Here is a 15,286-nt window from a genome sequence, read left to right as displayed (position 1 = left end):
AGGGGCTGAAGCGGGCTCCCTCGTCTGCTCTGACGGCCCGGATGATCGCCTTGGATGCCTCGCCTGTGCCCGCGGCTGTTGTCGCAGGCCATGCCAGACCGGTTGAGGACTAAGGCCACGACCTCGGCCACACCGCATACTTCGTCGAGAAGTCGGCAGATGTCTCGGTGTCGGTGAAGGAGATGAACGGCGCGGCCTCGGGCGTGTAGGGGTTGTAGCTGCCGGTGTAGTCGCTGGGGTAGGTCGTTCCTGCCTCGCAGCAGTCCAACGCGTGTCCCTCCTGGAGGCTCAGGTCGAACAGATAGCAGACCATTTCCGTTCCTGCGCTTCCCCACCGGCACAGCCGCTGCCGTGTGCCCCCGGTCGGGTCGGCCAGCTCTGAGATGGTCTCGACTCGGATGCTGTCGGTTGACGCGGCATATCTGGCGTTATGGGTGCTCTGGCATCTGCTGTTGCTGCATGCAAACCAGCGGCCAAACACTAAATCGCCTTCGCAGTATTTATAGCGGATGAGTTTGGCGACTTCGTAGCCGCCTTTGTCGACGTCGGCTCGTTCGGCGTGGCCGTGTTTGAGGGCGTCCACCTGGGCGTCGGGCTCGGTGAAGTTGTCGAGCTGCCACAGGCCGACGCCAGGGTTCCAGTGGGCCTGCTTGTAGCCGCCGAGCGACATGTGGGAGTACAACTCGATGTTGTTCGAATCGCTTGTTCGATTCACCATGTTGTCGCCCCTCGACAGCGTCATGGGTGAAAGGGCCCGGCTGGTGTCGCCCCCGTTCAGCTCCCACGCGGGTATGGCCAGCATCATCGACGCCAGCATGTTCTGGGTGATCTGGCTGCGGCCGGTGGCAGTGAGCTGGGTCTGGGAGCATGGCGCTCCGGTGGGGGAGGTGATGGCCTTTCGGGCTGCTCGCAGCACGGCGTCGTAGACGCCTTTGGTGGCGCAGTACTTGCTGGTTGTGGAGCAGGTGGTCGATACCTGCGTCGTGGCCGCAGCCCGGGTGGTGCACGTCCGGTGTGGCCTGGCCTGTTCCCAGTCGCTGGTCGACGATGCCTGCCACCACAGCGGGAAGGTGTAAGACGTTGAGGGGCTCAGCGCTGCGAATGCCGCGGAAAGGGTCCGGGCTTCGAGCAGGCGGCTGTCGGCTAGAGCGCCCGCCGGGCCCGGACGGGCAATGTGCCACCTGCTCGCCGAAGCGTTGGCGACCCATCGCAGATCGACGCTGCTCGAGGTGGCTGTGCCGCATACAGGAGGGGTCGGATAGGCAGCCAAGGCGGCGGTGGTGCAGGTCACGTCGGGGACCACCCTGGCCCAGGCGCCCGCCGCGGAGGGCTTCCACCAGAAGTAGAACTGGTAGGCGGTGTTGGGCGACAGCCCGTCGAAAGCCATTTCCAGCGTCGCCGACCCGAGCGTGCGCCCGCCGACATGGGCGCGGCTGGCGGTCGCGGTGGCCGTGTCGGGCACCGTCGCCCGTCCGACGTACCACTGGTAAACCCCCGGATTCGCAGCCCTATTGAGGGTAACGCTGTCGGCGGTCACAGCGCCGCATGTGGGCGGGGCGGGACTCGTGGCTGGTCCGGTTGTCGTGCATCGGGTGCTGGGCTGTACCTGCACCCACTCGTCGCCGCTGGATGCCTTCCACCAGAACAAGAACCGGTAGGCGGTGTTTGGCGACAGCCCTGTGAACTGCTTGGCCAGCGTCGTCGATTCGAGTGGACTGCCATCAGTATACGACGAGCCCGGCACGTCGCGGGCGACATACCACCGATCCACTCCGGCATCTGAGTCCCACCGAAGGGTGATGCTGTTGTCGGTAACAGCAGAGCACGCGGGGGCGTCGGGATTCGCTGGGGCTGCCAGAGTGGAGCACTGCTTCCCGGCAGGCAACTGCTGGCGCCCGCCGTCGACGGCGAACACGCTCAGGTAGTAGTCCGTGGACGGGTCCAAGTCGAGGAATCCGACAGACGCGGCCGTGGCCCTCTCAACCCGGCGCCTGGTGCCGTTGGGGACAGCCGGCTCCACCATGGCAGTGTAGGTGTCCGCCCCCGCCACCGCGTCCCACGAGAAAACGATCGAGGTGGTCTTCGCGGAGCACTCCAGCCCGGCCGGCCTCGTCGAGAACGCGGTCTCGCACACCCTGTTGGAGGCTGTGCTCCAAGTAGTGGTCGTCCCGTCGTCGCTGCCGGCCTAGACGCTGAGCGCGTACAAGGTGGCCGCGCTCAGCCCGGTGAAGGTGTGCGAAGCGCTGTCTGCGGGAACGGGCTGGACCCAGGTTCGGCCCCCATCTTTCGACACCTGGTACCGGTCCGCGTTGTCAGGTGCTGTCCACGACAGCTCAATCGAAGACGCCGTGGCCGCACACCCCAGATCCGTCGGCGCCGCCAACAGCAGAGGCGGCGAGTCGGTCTCGCAGCTCCTGCCCGCCAAAGAACTCCACGCGGTAGTCGCCCCAACGGTGTTGCCGGCCTGCACACTCATCTGATACGACCTGTCCGCAACCAGCCCGGTGAAGGTGTGCGAAGTGCTGGTGATGGGGACAGGCGATTCCCAAGTAGCACCGTTGTCCTTGGAAACCTGATATCGGCTGGGACTCCCGACCGCTGTCCATGAGAACTCGATCGTCGTTGCAGTCGCGCTGCAAGCCAGCCCGGTCGGCGCAGCGGGAGCGCACACCGACACATACCACCAACCAACCCCGTTGTTGCCCGTGTGCCGCCACGCGCCGCCATTGGCGCAAACAGCAGTCGTCGTGGCGTGTGGCACCACCGGAGCGCTCGGACACGAATTGCCCACCCGACTCCGGCGGGCAAGCTCCCGATGCGGCGACTCCGTATACCACACGCACACCCGCTGGGGCGGCGGGTTGCACACCGACACATACCACCAACCAGTCCCGTCATTGCCCGTGTACTGGAACCGCCCGCCATGGGCGCACCTCGTGGTCGTCGTGGCGTGCGGCACCACCGGAGCGCTCGGACACGAATTGCCCACCCGACTCCGGCGGGCAAGCTCCCGATGCGGCGACTCCGTATACCACACGCACACCCGCTGGGGCGGCGGGTTGCACACCGACACATACCACCAACCAGTCCCGTCATTGCCCGTGTACTGGAACCGCCCGCCGTGGGCGCACCTCGTGGTCGTCGTGGCGTGCGGCACCACCGGAGCGCTCGGACACGAATTGCCCATCCGACTCCGGCGGGCAAGCTCCCGATGCGGCGACTCCGTATACCACACGCACACGCCGACTGACTGGCCCTCGGCCACATGACTCGAACCAAGCCCAGGAACCACCGCCGCAAAGTGCTCAGACACAGACACCGAGAACACCAAACCGCCCGCCAGCACCACCACCGCCAACACCGGCACCAACACCCGCCTCACGAACCAGGGAACCTACAGCCCCACCAAACCACAACAAGGTATTTCCGAGAAGGACATGTATCGTTCACCACAATCGGGCTTCACCCGAACAGCCCGGCGCTATTTAGCAGCACGCTGCTGACATATGAGATTTGCCAGAATGTCAGGGTGATCATCAAGGCTTTCGCGAAAACCGCTCAAACTGGGGATCGTCGTGGACAAGCCGGAATCGTCGCGGAGAGGCAAATGGCCCACTATCTGCACCGCAGGTTCGGCAAAGACCAAGACGTGCTCGTGCTGCACGGCCTGCGGCTTAAGGACCGCGAGCAACCAGAACACGATGGCTCTACTGGAGGGTGCCAGATCGATCATCTCCTCGTGCATCGCTGGGGGTTCTTCATCATCGAGAGCAAGTCGGTGACGGAAGAAGTACGGATCCGAGATGATGGCTCCGGCGGGGACGAGTGGATCCGGACATACGACGGCAAGGAACTTGGTATGCCCTCGCCAATCCAGCAAGCGCAAAGACAGTCAGATTTTCTGCGAGAGTTCCTCCAGCGGCACAGGAAAGACCTCCTTGGAAGACAACCCTTCGGGTTTCGCACCATCAGCAAAGTCGTCAACGGGACAAATCAACGCGGCTTCAAAAATGCGCCGATCCAGCTCCTGGTTGCCGTATCAGACAGGGGCAAAATCAAGCGGATGGACGGTTGGAAGGAGCCCAGCGAGCCATTTCAGGTCTATGTGGCCTAAGCCGACCTCGTTACCAACAAGATCGCTCAGGAGTTGGAGCGGCATCGCAAGGGCTCAAAGTCTGACAGCAGAAGGAAGCATGGTGACTACGGAGTTTGGAGTATGAAGGCAGTCGAAGTTGCGCCCGTAGCTGAATTTCTTGCCGCCCGACATGTGGGTTGATCAGCAGCGTCGCCTCTACGGCCCAACCGGACTGCTCCCCTCCGCCATCGCAGATGACCCAGTGCCGATGGCATTGGCGCTGGGTAGTCAGCATCGGCGACGGTTGCCGGGTCGTGGACAACCTAGCAGGAGATGGCGGTAGCCTTAGCTTCGGTGCGTTGATGAGCAAAGTCACTCGGCCTGAGCCCCTCGCTGGAGCACGAGCCAACGAGTATCAGGGAGTATCGGGATATGGCGACTACGAAGATGGTCTACTGGCAAGAAGGCGAATGTTGGCTCGGATACCTGGAAGAGTTCCCAGACTATTGGACGCAGGGAGAGACGTTGGACGACCTCAAGCAGCATCTGCGAGATCTCTTCGCCGATCTGACGAGCGACAAATTGCCAGGGGTACGCCGAGTCGCTGATCTTACGCTGGCATAATTGCTGCACCCGTGCATGAAACGGGTTCAGGAATCAGGCCTCCTCCGCCCTTACTTGGATGGTGTGCCAGCCGGTGGCGCCGTCGGGGGCGGGGTCGGTGATCTCGGGGGTCTGGGTGGTGTTGGTGCCGTCGGTGGCCCTCACTCGCACTTGGTGCCGGCCGGGGGTGGCGTTCCACGTCACCATCCACTGCCGCCAAGAGTTGATAGTGGTCTCCCGGCTGAGCTCAGCCTCCACCCATGGCTCTTCGTCCACCTGAACTTCCACCTTTTCGATGGCCCGACTGGGCGCCCAGGCCACGCCGGCAATCGCCGTCGGGCCGGGGTCGATCACAGAGCCCCGTCGGGGCACGTCGATGCGGGACTGGGTCTTGATCGGCCCCTCTTTCGACCAGCCGCGGGGGATCCAGTAGCCGTCGAACGCTTCCCAGGTGGTGAGCTCGATGTCTGACAGCCACTTGGTGGCCGACACGTAGCCGTAGAGCCCGGCCACCACCAGACGAGCGGGGAAGCCGTGGGAGATGGGCAGCGGCTCGCCGTTCATCTGCACGGCCACCATGGCCACCCTGCCGTCGAGCGCCACCTCGGTGGGAAAGCCCGCGGTCCACCGATCTATGGAGCGGCCCACGATCTGCGTGGCCCCCGGCTGCACCCCGGCCTCGTCCAGCACTCTGGCCAGGGGAACACCAACCCATTCGGCATTGCCCACCAGCCGACCGCCTACAGAGTTGGACACACACGACAGGGTCACTTGCTCTCGAACCAGGCCCAGGTCGAGCAGTTCGTCGAAGCTGATCTCCACCTCTCGGTCCACCATGCCGTGGATCTGAAGCGACCAGTCGGCGGGGTCCACCTGAGGATATGAGAGGGCGGTGTCGATCAGATAGAAGTCCTCGTTGGGAGTGATGAGCGGGGCGATTCCGGCGATGTGGTCGAAGTTGGGCTCCCTTACTGGTTCGGCTGTGACTGAGGGGGTGGGTTCGCCCGTTGCCTCCGCGGTGGGCTCGGCCGTGGGATCAGCGCCCGCGGCGGGTGTGGCTTCAGGGGTTGAACCTGGGGAGGAGTCAACCATGGCATCATCGTCCCCAGCCGGCGCGGTGGGAACCGGAGTGGGTCGGGCAGTCGGTGTCGCAATAGTTCGTCCTTGGAGGGCCTCGGCAACCCCCTCACGAGCTCCTTCCACGGTGTCGCGCCGCCGCAGCCATCGCCCGAGCAGGCCACCGGCCAGCGAAGCCCCGGCCATGATGCCCACTGCCCCGACGAAGCGACGACGGTCGTTGAAGCGGCCCCGGCCCACCATCGGCACCCGCCGCTCTTCCGCAGGTTCTTCGGATTCGCCCGATGGAACTGCAGCCAACGCAAGCGCATACAGACTCAAGAACACCGCGATCCCGAAGGCCCCTGACACCAGGCCCGACATCCATCCCAAACCATCGCTGGACAGGGGATTGCGGGCCGCAGCCCACCCGCCAACGACCGCGAAAACCACGAGGCCGGCGGGCATCACCCACCAGCGCTTCCGGGAGGGCCAGCCCAACACCGCGCCCAGCAGAATCGATACGATGACGATGCCCCACACCAACGCCGGCTTCTGCGCGCTGCCCAGAGTGTCGATGGACCACCGGGCAATGAAGCCGGGGGTGATGTCCACAATCTCCTCAGCCACCGATACCACCAGCGACGGGATCTTGCGGCTCAACCCCGACAGGATCTCGCTCAAGCCCAACGCGGCCCCGGCGGCCACGAGCCCCGCGGCTATCGCCTGAAGCGGTGAGATGGCTGCTCGCCGCTCGGCGGGTGCGGCAGCTTCGGATTCGCTCATTGCTGGATTCCGATCAGTTGGTAGCACCGGTGCTCTTCATCCGGTGGTGTGGAAGTAAGGCTATTGTGATTTTCCGCCCCTTGGGCCATTCGCCCACTGTTTGGAGCCGGAATATGGCACTCGCGCTAATCAGCACCCAATGACGCCGTTGGAGGCCTTGGGCGTCGACCAGCAGTGGCGGGAGTTGGCCCAGGGTCAAACAGGACAACTGGGCCGGGTGGTGCAGGTGGACCGTGGTGAGTGCGAGGTGATTACCGACGAGGGCCAGATCCGAGTCTCGTCCGATTCCCAACGCGCCCAAGACGATGTGGCCCCGGTGACCGGAGACTGGGTCACCGTCGCTCCCGGCCCCGATGACGACCTTGCCGTAGAACAGGTACTAGAGCGGCGCACGCTGGTGGTGAGGAGAGACCCGGCCGAGCACGCCCGGGCCCAGACACTGGTGGCCAACGCTGATGTAGTGGGGGTGGTACACGGTCTCGACCGGCGCATCAATCCAGCTCAGCTGGAGCGCTTCTGTGTGGTCGGCTGGCAATCGGGAGCGGCGGTGGCAGTAATCCTGGCCAAAGCCGACCTTCGCCGCCATCCCGAGCGGGACGCCGAAAAGGCCGCCGTTCTGGCCCCGGGGGCCACGGTGGTGGTCACCGCCGCGCTGCGGGGAGAGGGCCTCGACGACCTGACCGCCCTGCTCAAGGGAGGTCGAACCATGGCCCTCTTGGGACCGTCGGGGGTAGGAAAGTCCACCCTCATCAACGCGTTGGTCGGGGAAGAGGTCCAGGCCACTCAGGAGGTGCGGGGGGGTGACGCCCGGGGCCGCCACACCACAATTGCCCGGCGGCTCATCGCGCTGCCCAGCGGCGGTTCGATCGTAGACACGCCCGGCATACGCGCCGTCGGACCGTGGGATGCATGGGAGGGCTTGGCTGCGGCCTACGCCGAGATCGACGCCCTAGACCATGAGTGCCGCTTTGCTGAGGACTGCTGGCACCAGGGAGAGCCTGACTGCGCGGTGGTTGGAAACGTGGATTCGGGTCGGCTGCGGCGCTATTTGGAGTTAGCCGAAGAGTTGGCCGACCAAGATCTCGACATCGCTCGACGACGGCGCAAATAGCCGTATCCGGGCCGCGTTAGCGGGCTTCGGCCTCAGCCTGGGCGCGGACGCGGATCTCCTCCTGCTCCTCGGTGCGGGCGGGAAGGTGGTGGGTGAGCCAGCCGCCGTCCACAAAAAGGGTGTGGCCGGTAATGTAGGAGGCTTCGTCGCTGGCCAGAAAAACTGCCGCGTCGGCGATGTCGCCGGCCTCGCCGAATCGGTTCAGCGGCACCATCTCGGCCAGCGACTTCTCCAGTTCCGGCACTGCCCGCAGCCCTTCGGTCATTCGGGTCTTCATGTAGCCCGGTCCCACCGCGTTCACCCGGATGCCGAATTCTCCCAGCGCCATGGCCCCACTGCGGGTCAAAGAGATCACCCCGGCCTTAGAGGCGGCGTACGCCGGCGTCTGGGGGTTGCCCTCAGCCCCGAGGATGGACGCGGTGTTCAACAACACGCCGCCATTGCCTCGTGCCACCATGTGGCGGGCCGCGATCTGGTTGCACAAGAACACCCCGGTCAGGTTCACGTCGATCATCCGGCTCCAGAACTCGTCGTCTATGTCCAAATACTTGGGGGAGTTGGCGATACCGGCGTTGGCCACCATGATGTCGAGCCGCCCGTGGCGCTCCACCACACCGTCCACCAGCGCCTGCACTGACGCGCGGTCCGACACATCGCAGTAGGAGGTTTCTACTCCCAGTTCGCTGCCCACCTGTTCCATGGCCACCTCGTCGACATCGGCGATCACCACCACTGCCCCTTCGCCAACGAATTTGCCGGCGATGGCCTCTCCTAATCCGTTGGCCCCTCCGGTGACGATGGCCACCCTTCCGTTCAAGCGATTGCTCATACCGACATCTTGGCAACGACTCCGGCACCGGCCCAACGCAAACGGCGCCGCGATGTGAGCGGCACTACACGGGATGCGCTAGAAACCCCGCATGCCGAGTGCAACACCATTAGCCAACAAGATCGCGGCCGTCACCGGAGGAGGCGGGGGAATCGGGGGCGGAATCTCCCGGCTGTTCGCCGAAGCGGGAGCCGCCGTCGTGGTCAACGACATCGATCCCGACCTCGCCAACGCCGCAGTGGGCGACATCACCGACGCCGGAGGGCGGGCCATCGCGGTGGTGGGCGACATCACCGACGCCGATGTGGTGGCCGAGTTCCACCAGGCCGCCGTGGAGTTCGGCGACGGTCAGGTGGATGTGCTGGTGAACAACGTGGGCGACTACCGGCCAGGCAGAGGCACGTTCATCAGAACTACCGAAGCCGACTGGGACGCCCAGATCAACATCACCTTCCGCCACGTGCTGCGCTGCACCCGCGCTTTCCTGCCCACCATGGTGGAAGGGGGCGGGGGCACCATCGTGAATGTGTCCACGGTGGAGGCCATGCGGGCGATGCCCGGCATCGCGGTGTATTCGGCGTCCAACGCCGCCATCATCGCCTTCACCCGATCCGTCGCCTTGGAGATGGCCGACCAGAACATCCGGGTCAACGCCATCGCCCCCGACATGGCTGTCACCCTGCAAACCCCTCTCGACATGATGCTGCGGGATCGCCCCCTCGAGCAGGTGTCCCGGAACATCCCCCTGTGCCGCTTCGGCAACCCCGACGACTTCGCCGAGGTGGCCCTGTTCTTGGCCTCCGACCAGTCCCGCTTCATGACCGGCCAGACCATCCCGGTGGACGGCGGCACCATGACCGCCCAGGGCTGGTACCGCCGCTCCAGTGGCCGCGGCTTCACCAACCTCCCCGACGCCCCCTAAGGGGCTGCGCGGATAGGTGGTTTATGTGGGGTTCCATCGGTTTTTCCAGTCGATGAGTTTGGCGGTGATCAAGATGGTGGTGGCGAGGCACATGGCGGCGTGCCGGCAGTCGGGTTTTCGGTCGGTGTTGCGGCGGAGTTGCCCGTAGTTCGACAGCCAGGAGTTGGTGGACTCGACGATCCAGCGCAGGCCGAGTGTCAGCGGGCGTCGGGGGCCCGTGTTGGGGGTTCGTCGTTGGATGCAGGCGTCGGCGATGCCGAGGGCTTTGAGCTGGCGGCGCACTGCGGGGTAGTCGTAGCCGCGGTCCAAATGCAGGGTCTCGATGTCTTCGAGCAGCCCGGCGCTGTTGATTGCGGCCAAGGTGGGCTCCAGGAGGCGGATGTCGTTGCGGTTGGCGCCGTCGATCGCCCAGCCGACCGGCACGCCGTGGCGCTCTGCGGCCACCGACCACTTCCACCCGAGCTTGCCCCTGTCAACAGGGCTTTTGACGGTCCCGGCGCCGCCGCAGGGGGCCTTGTGCAAAGACCCGTCCACCGCCACCTCCGACAAGTCGAGGCCCACGATGCGGTCGAACGCGGCGACCGCCTCTGAGCGGAGCCGGTCGAACACCCCCGCGGCGATCCACTCGTCGCGGCGCGCCCGCAAAGTCGTGTCCGACACCCGCCACTCCAAGATGGCCTCGATGTCAACCCAAGACGAACCGGTCACCAGCCGGATCAACAACCCCCGAAAGCACAGCTTGTCTGAAACCCGAGGCCGGTGACAGCCCAACGGATGCGATCGGGCCCGCACTGGCAGCAAACCCTCCACCGCCGCCCAAACAGCATCTACCACCTCAGGATCAGACGCGCGCATAATGACAGAACCTCCACCGAGTCGTTGTTGTTGGTGTCACCCGACATCAAAGCCGGGACAACACAACGACCGGTGGATGGTCACCTATCCGCGCGGCCCCTAAGCCTCTAGGGCCGCCTAGTCGAGCCCGTACTGGGGGAGGCGGCCGTTGGCGATCATGGTGAGGCTGCCGGTGCCGGTCTCCTCGGGGTCGTCGGTGGTGACGGTGACCGGGGCGATGCGGTGAATGGGCGTGAACACTTCGCCTGAGGCCCTCACCACGTCGGCGGGATGGCTAACGTCCCAGATCTCGTGCTCTAGGTAGGACTCGCCCCGGTACACGCCAAGGCCGAGTTCGTCATTCCAGCCGCCGCTGTAGCCCAGTCCTGCCATATCCACCGCCGATCCCAGCGGCGCCGAGCTCAGCCGCAAAGAGCGCCCGTCGTCGAGGCTCACCGCCATATCGGCCGAAGAGAACCGCCGGGTGCCGGCGAAGAACTCCAACGACAGTTCGGCCTCGGTCACATGGCGGTCCACATCGGGGGCATCCCGGTCTCGAATGAGCCCGGTGAGGTACACCCGCTCGGGGCCCCGCTCCATGATCTGCACGTGGCCGGCCCGCCGGTTGGTGGAGAAGAACAGGAAGTAGAACAGCGTGCCGGTCTCGCTGTGCTGTCGGGGCGGGCCGGTGACCGGCTCGGGGATGCCCATGGCCGGGCGCACCCCCCAGGAGTGATCCCGACCGCCCCACCAGTCGGCCACTTCGAGGCGCTCATCGCCAATGGTAAGCCAGCCGTTTACCACGCCGACTTGGTTGAACCGCTGGTAGTCCTGGGCAACCCGGCCCCGCTCCCGCTCCACGTGGGGCTTTTCGATCTCCGGGGGCAGCTCGGCCCGCCACACCAGATCACAGGCGATGGAGTGGTCGCCGGGGGCCAGGATCATCCGCAGCTCCTCCAACGGGACCGTGGGCTCCACCCGCATCGGCCCCACCTCGGGTTCCAAGCGGGGGCGCAGCGCCCGCGACGCCCGCAGGTTGTGCTGGGCGCCGCCCCGCACCATCACCACCCCGCCGTCGATCACGTTCATGTTGTTGTAGGAGCCCATGGTGAACTGCACCGCGGCCTGCCCCGCCGGGTCGTAGATGGCGAACCAGTAGCGGTCGAAGAATCGGGGATCAGATGTGCCGACGTGCTCGAAAGGCTCAGCGATCTGATGCCACAGGGTGTCGTCCAATGGTCCAAGCATGGCTACTTCAGCCTTTCTGTCGAGTCGGCCAGGTAGGCCCGCACCGCCGGAGACGGCACAGACCCGCTCATGATCTCTTCGGTGAGCCGAGCCCGGAGGTCCCGGTGATACTCCTCGGCGGCGGCCAAGTGGACCACCCCGGGCACGGCTTCGGCCAGCTCCGCAGGTTCGATGCCCAAGACCCCTTCCAGAGCTCGGATGTCGGTCACCAGGTCGGGCAGCACCTCGGGCCAACGTGTCCCGACCCGCTCCAAAGCGGCGGCCGCGAAGGTGATCTGCTCCTGCACATAGGGGTCGGACACCTCGGGCGCGGCCAACTCCACCAGCACCCGGCGGGCACCCTCAATCTGCTCACTCAGCGTGGGTCTCATGGCAATTCCCGCCCAATCAGGGCCAGTGGCGAATATCTCATCTCAACTCCTCCGCGGTCTGGGCCAACAACACATTTTCTAGAAGTCCAGCCCCGGACCACACCCGAAGGGTGCGACCGTCACAGAAGCTGCGCACCCCTGTCATCACAATGGCCACCAGCTTGTAGTTGGCGAGCACCTGCCAGAATCGCACCGCATTCCGGTCGACGGTCCGGCCAGTGCGAGTCTCATAGGCCGACAGGAGATCTTCCGCCTCCCAGCGTCCGGGAATCTGGTGCTCAATCCGGCGAACCGGATTAGTCACCCATCCCAAATCCTCAGCCGGGTCTCCCAAGTGGACGGTCTCCCAATCCAGCAATACCTGCACCTGGTCTCCGTCGAACAGCACATTGCCCGGCTTGACGTCTCCGTGGACAACGGTGATCTCACCGGGGTCCGGCCGGTTCCGTCGCAGCCACTCCTCAATCAGGGCCAGCAACGGCTGAGGCTCCAACGACTGGCGTTCGATCACCGCGGCCCATTCGTCGATGGCCGCGGCCGCCGGATCGGCGGGCACGGCCAGCACATCGTTGAGCCCGGCATCCTTCCAGTCCAGGTTGTGGATCTCGATCATCAGGTCCACCATCTGCGAGGCGATGCCGGCCCGGGCGTCCTCGTCGAGCTGGTTGCTGTCTCCCTGAAGTATGTAGTGGTCGTTGTGCCCGTCATAGCGGGTCATAACCATCGCGGGGCGGCCCAGTTCCGATCCGTCGGCGTCCAGCCACACCACCTCGGGGGCCCGCACCGGCTGGTCGTGCAACCGCCGCAGCACCTCGTACTCCGCCCTGCGGTCGGTCTCGAGCACGCTGCCCACCGGATCGCGCCGAAGGAACAATCGGCGATGGTGCGACCTCCCGCCCTCTTCCCAGAACAGGTCGAACGGCCAGTTCTCCCTCGACTGCCCGCCGGTGACTCGAGCTTCGCCCTCCACTCGCAGTCCACCGACATCCCCAAGGCGCCGCCGAATGAAGACCTCCAGCGCAGCGTCGAATTCACCGGTCATAGACAGAGAAGTTACCGGCAGACCGAGATGTGGAGCTGAGCGGACTCGAACCGCCGGCCTCCTCGTTGCGAACGAGGCGCTCTAGCCAACTGAGCTACAGCCCCAAGGTTGCCGCACAGATTAGTGGGGGTCGCGCCCGGGCAACGACTGGAATCAACGGGAAGAGGACGAAGGAAAGATCAGCGCTGGCCGCCGGAGGCCACGTCCCAAGATCGAGACTGCGGGGCATCCACGTCGATGGGATTGAGACGCTCCTCGCGGGTGCGCTGGTACTGCACCAGCATCATGGCGTAGCCCAGCAGGAGGGCGTCAATCAGCAGATGAACCACAAGAGCAAAGCCGCCGAAATAAACGGCAAAGACAAACGTGGCCAGCGCGCTGAAGATGAGGGTCACCAGAATGCGGCGCCGACGGCGGCGGGCATCGATTGAGGTGCGGGGAATGCCCCGAGTCGAATTCGACCCCATCTGAGAAGCGTACACCCGAGGGGGCAAAGCGACATTGGGCCGAATAGCGACCACCGGTGCCGACATTGCCCCCCGCTCAGCAAGGCGGGGATGCATCGAGCGGTTGGGAAGGCCAAAACCGAGTTGTGACGAACGACGCCTGCCCCTGAACTGGCCGTTGCGCGCACGACGGATCAGGGGTGGAATCAAAAAGGCAGCCCAAGCGGCTGCCAAGATCATTAGCAACACTGACGTCACCAATCTCGGGGGTCCCTTGCAGAATTAATGGTAAGCCGTGACCGCGCGCTCAATGGTGGATAGTCGCGCCTCAACTCCTCCCGAAGGATGACCGGGCGCTTCGTGACCATCTGCCGACGGACATTACGGCTGGTTGACACTTGTTACGGTTCTACTACAAAAAGTCCACCCACGCCACCCGCCGTATCCACCGATTGTTTGCAGTGGCGGCTCAATCGTCGTAGGGCGCGTCAGCGCTCCCCGTGCGGCGGTAGTGGCCGGAGCGTCCACCTGACTTCTCCCACAGGGCAACCTCGCCGATCACCATCTCCTTGTCCCGCGACTTGCACATGTCGTAGACGGTCAGCGCGGCCACCGAGCAAGCGGTGAGGGCCTCCATCTCCACCCCTGTCCGATCGACCGTTTCCACCTCGGCTTCGATCTCGATGTGGGTGTCCTCGATCCTGAAGTTCACCAGCACCGCGCCCACCAGCAGCGGGTGGCACAGCGGGATGAGCTCGGGAGTGCGCTTGGCCGCTTGGATGCCCGCCACGCGGGCCACCGCCAGCACATCCCCTTTGCCGATGGCCCCCCGGGCCACCGCCGACGCGGTGTCGGCGCTCATGAACACCTTGGCCCGGGCAATGGCCCGGCGGTGCGAGGGATCCTTGGGAGTAACGTCCACCATGCGGGCCCGGCCGAGAGGATCTAGGTGGGTGAACCCGGCGTCGGTCACCTCAGCCCCCGATTTGGGACATCGAGCGGCCAGGGCGGATGAAATGCACTTGGTTGATGGCGTGTCCGGCCCACTTGTCCTTCACCACATCGGAGATGACGGTGGCAATCTCGTCGTCGCTCGCTCCCGAGCGGATGAGCTTCCGGAGGTCGTGCTCATCCACGGCGAACAGGCAGTTGCGGAACATGCCCTCGGCGGTGAGCCGCACTCGGTCGCAGCTTCCGCAGAAGGCGTCGGTCACGCTGGCGATCACCCCGAACGAACCCCGCCCGTCGGCGTAGTGCCACACCGCGGCCGGCGAGTGGGAGCGCTCCACTGGAGCCAGCGGGAACACCTCCCCCACTGTGGAAACGATCTCGTCGAGCGTGACCACCTTGTCGTTGCTCCACGACTGGTCGGCGTCTAGGGGCATGAACTCGATGAACCGGACCTCAACCCCTTTGTCCCGACCGAATCGGGCGAAGTCCACGATCTCGTCGTCGTTGATGCCCCGCATCATCACCGCGTTGACCTTCACCGGACTCAAACCGGCGGCCAAGGCGGCGTCGATCCCGTCTAGCACCCGGTCTAAGTCGTTGCGCCGGGTGAGCTGCTCGAACCGGTCGGCCTGGAGGGAGTCGAGCGAGATGTTGATGCGCCGCAGTCCAGCCGCAACCAGCTTGTCGGCCAAGAGGCCCAAAGTTGCGCCGTTGGTGGTGAGGGCCAAATCGACGCCCAACGCGGCCAGCTTCTCCACCAGCACCGGCAGGTTGGCCCGCACGGTGGGTTCGCCGCCGGTGAGCCGGATGCTGTCGATGCCGAACCGATCGACCATGAGGGCGGCAATGCGCTCGATCTCCTCGAAGGTGAGGAGGTCCTCCCGAGGCAGCCAGTCGAGTCCGTCGGCGGGCATGCAGTACGTGCAGCGGAAGTTGCAGCGGTCGGTCACCGAAATGCGCAGATCCCGGTGGACCCGTCCAAAACCGTCGATCAGCGGCACGCTCACTCCCC

Annotated in this window: 15 protein-coding genes and 1 tRNA gene; 4 read left to right on the top strand and 12 right to left on the bottom strand. The window is 65.1% G+C overall.

Annotated features, from left to right (window positions below; all coding sequences use genetic code 11):
- Window positions 1-109: 109 nt before the first annotated feature.
- Window positions 110-2,020, bottom strand: coding sequence for a hypothetical protein (locus tag ACOQPI_RS04365; protein WP_420618481.1), 1,911 nt, complete (start codon window positions 2,018-2,020; stop codon window positions 110-112).
- Between the two features lie 13 nt (window positions 2,021-2,033).
- Between ACOQPI_RS04365 and ACOQPI_RS04360 the strand changes: the two genes are divergently transcribed.
- Entirely contained in the window at window positions 2,034-2,189 is a 156-nt protein-coding gene (locus ACOQPI_RS04360; protein WP_420618480.1) for a hypothetical protein, read from the top strand.
- On the opposite strand, the gene ACOQPI_RS04355 is transcribed toward ACOQPI_RS04360, so the two are convergent.
- Window positions 2,186-3,382, bottom strand: a complete 1,197-nt coding sequence (locus tag ACOQPI_RS04355) for a fibronectin type III domain-containing protein (RefSeq protein ID WP_420618479.1) — start codon at window positions 3,380-3,382, stop codon at window positions 2,186-2,188. The two genes, ACOQPI_RS04360 and ACOQPI_RS04355, sit on opposite strands and share 4 nt — an antisense overlap.
- Window positions 3,383-3,529: 147 nt before the next feature.
- Between ACOQPI_RS04355 and ACOQPI_RS04350 the strand changes: the two genes are divergently transcribed.
- Window positions 3,530-4,114: a nuclease-related domain-containing protein gene (locus ACOQPI_RS04350; protein WP_420618478.1), complete on the top strand. Its 585-nt coding sequence runs from the start codon at window positions 3,530-3,532 to the stop codon at window positions 4,112-4,114.
- Between the two features lie 618 nt (window positions 4,115-4,732).
- Here ACOQPI_RS04350 and ACOQPI_RS04345 read toward each other — a convergent pair.
- Window positions 4,733-6,520 (bottom strand): molybdopterin-dependent oxidoreductase, encoded by a 1,788-nt coding sequence (locus ACOQPI_RS04345; RefSeq protein WP_420618477.1) that lies wholly within the window; start codon window positions 6,518-6,520, stop codon window positions 4,733-4,735.
- Between the two features lie 139 nt (window positions 6,521-6,659).
- On the opposite strand from ACOQPI_RS04345, the gene rsgA reads away from it, so the two are divergent.
- On the top strand, window positions 6,660-7,631 hold the full coding sequence (rsgA, locus tag ACOQPI_RS04340) for a ribosome small subunit-dependent GTPase A (protein ID WP_420618476.1): 972 nt from the start codon (window positions 6,660-6,662) through the stop codon (window positions 7,629-7,631).
- A 16-nt stretch (window positions 7,632-7,647) separates the two neighbouring features.
- Here the strand turns inward: rsgA and ACOQPI_RS04335 are convergent, their stop codons facing one another.
- A complete protein-coding gene (locus tag ACOQPI_RS04335) occupies window positions 7,648-8,460 on the bottom strand; it encodes an SDR family NAD(P)-dependent oxidoreductase (protein WP_420618475.1) in 813 nt (270 codons plus the stop codon).
- Window positions 8,461-8,551: 91 nt separating this feature from the next.
- Here ACOQPI_RS04335 and ACOQPI_RS04330 point away from each other — a divergent pair, with 91 nt between their 5' ends.
- Window positions 8,552-9,382 carry an SDR family NAD(P)-dependent oxidoreductase gene (locus ACOQPI_RS04330; protein WP_420618474.1) on the top strand — a complete coding sequence of 277 codons (831 nt, stop codon included), beginning with the start codon at window positions 8,552-8,554 and terminating at the stop codon, window positions 9,380-9,382.
- A gap of 21 nt (window positions 9,383-9,403) precedes the next feature.
- On the opposite strand, the gene ACOQPI_RS04325 is transcribed toward ACOQPI_RS04330, so the two are convergent.
- The 8 genes from ACOQPI_RS04325 to moaA form a co-directional block, all read right to left on the bottom strand.
- The gene (locus ACOQPI_RS04325; protein ID WP_420618473.1) at window positions 9,404-10,237 is read right to left on the bottom strand and encodes an IS5 family transposase; all 834 of its coding nucleotides are present in this window, start codon (window positions 10,235-10,237) and stop codon (window positions 9,404-9,406) included.
- Between the two features lie 117 nt (window positions 10,238-10,354).
- Window positions 10,355-11,464, bottom strand: a complete 1,110-nt coding sequence (locus ACOQPI_RS04320; RefSeq protein ID WP_420618472.1) for a hypothetical protein — start codon at window positions 11,462-11,464, stop codon at window positions 10,355-10,357.
- A 2-nt stretch (window positions 11,465-11,466) separates the two neighbouring features.
- Complete coding sequence (locus ACOQPI_RS04315) at window positions 11,467-11,835, bottom strand: hypothetical protein (RefSeq protein ID WP_420618471.1); 369 nt, start codon at window positions 11,833-11,835, stop codon at window positions 11,467-11,469.
- Window positions 11,836-11,872: 37 nt separating this feature from the next.
- Entirely contained in the window at window positions 11,873-12,877 is a 1,005-nt protein-coding gene (locus ACOQPI_RS04310) for a phosphotransferase family protein (RefSeq protein ID WP_420618470.1), read from the bottom strand.
- A gap of 30 nt (window positions 12,878-12,907) precedes the next feature.
- A tRNA-Ala gene (locus ACOQPI_RS04305) sits at window positions 12,908-12,981 on the bottom strand.
- A gap of 75 nt (window positions 12,982-13,056) precedes the next feature.
- Entirely contained in the window at window positions 13,057-13,344 is a 288-nt protein-coding gene (locus ACOQPI_RS04300) for a hypothetical protein (RefSeq protein ID WP_420618469.1), read from the bottom strand.
- Window positions 13,345-13,792: 448 nt separating this feature from the next.
- Entirely contained in the window at window positions 13,793-14,296 is a 504-nt protein-coding gene (moaC, locus tag ACOQPI_RS04295) for a cyclic pyranopterin monophosphate synthase MoaC (protein WP_420618468.1), read from the bottom strand.
- A gap of 1 nt (window position 14,297) precedes the next feature.
- Complete coding sequence (gene moaA / locus ACOQPI_RS04290; RefSeq protein ID WP_420618467.1) at window positions 14,298-15,281, bottom strand: GTP 3',8-cyclase MoaA; 984 nt, start codon at window positions 15,279-15,281, stop codon at window positions 14,298-14,300.
- Between the last annotated feature and the right edge of the window lie 5 nt (window positions 15,282-15,286).

The sequence above is a fragment of the Candidatus Poriferisocius sp. genome (assembly GCF_965219815.1).
Taxonomy (GTDB): domain Bacteria; phylum Actinomycetota; class Acidimicrobiia; order Acidimicrobiales; family Bin134; genus Poriferisocius.
The sequence above is the reverse complement of the archived record's forward strand: the minus strand, read 5'-3'. Positions and strand labels throughout refer to the sequence as shown.

What these genes read in the sequence shown, in the direction of transcription:
- ACOQPI_RS04310 (WP_420618470.1), bottom strand. Translation starts at nt 12,877, where the DNA reads ATGACCGGTGAATTCGACGCTGCGCTGGAGGTCTTCATTCGGCGGCGC.
- ACOQPI_RS04335 (WP_420618475.1), bottom strand. Translation starts at nt 8,460, where the DNA reads ATGAGCAATCGCTTGAACGGAAGGGTGGCCATCGTCACCGGAGGGGCC.
- ACOQPI_RS04315 (WP_420618471.1), bottom strand. Translation starts at nt 11,835, where the DNA reads ATGAGACCCACGCTGAGTGAGCAGATTGAGGGTGCCCGCCGGGTGCTG.
- rsgA (WP_420618476.1), top strand. Translation starts at nt 6,660, where the DNA reads ATGACGCCGTTGGAGGCCTTGGGCGTCGACCAGCAGTGGCGGGAGTTG.
- ACOQPI_RS04300 (WP_420618469.1), bottom strand. Translation starts at nt 13,344, where the DNA reads ATGGGGTCGAATTCGACTCGGGGCATTCCCCGCACCTCAATCGATGCC.
- ACOQPI_RS04320 (WP_420618472.1), bottom strand. Translation starts at nt 11,464, where the DNA reads ATGCTTGGACCATTGGACGACACCCTGTGGCATCAGATCGCTGAGCCT.
- ACOQPI_RS04345 (WP_420618477.1), bottom strand. Translation starts at nt 6,520, where the DNA reads ATGAGCGAATCCGAAGCTGCCGCACCCGCCGAGCGGCGAGCAGCCATC.
- ACOQPI_RS04325 (WP_420618473.1), bottom strand. Translation starts at nt 10,237, where the DNA reads ATGCGCGCGTCTGATCCTGAGGTGGTAGATGCTGTTTGGGCGGCGGTG.
- ACOQPI_RS04330 (WP_420618474.1), top strand. Translation starts at nt 8,552, where the DNA reads ATGCCGAGTGCAACACCATTAGCCAACAAGATCGCGGCCGTCACCGGA.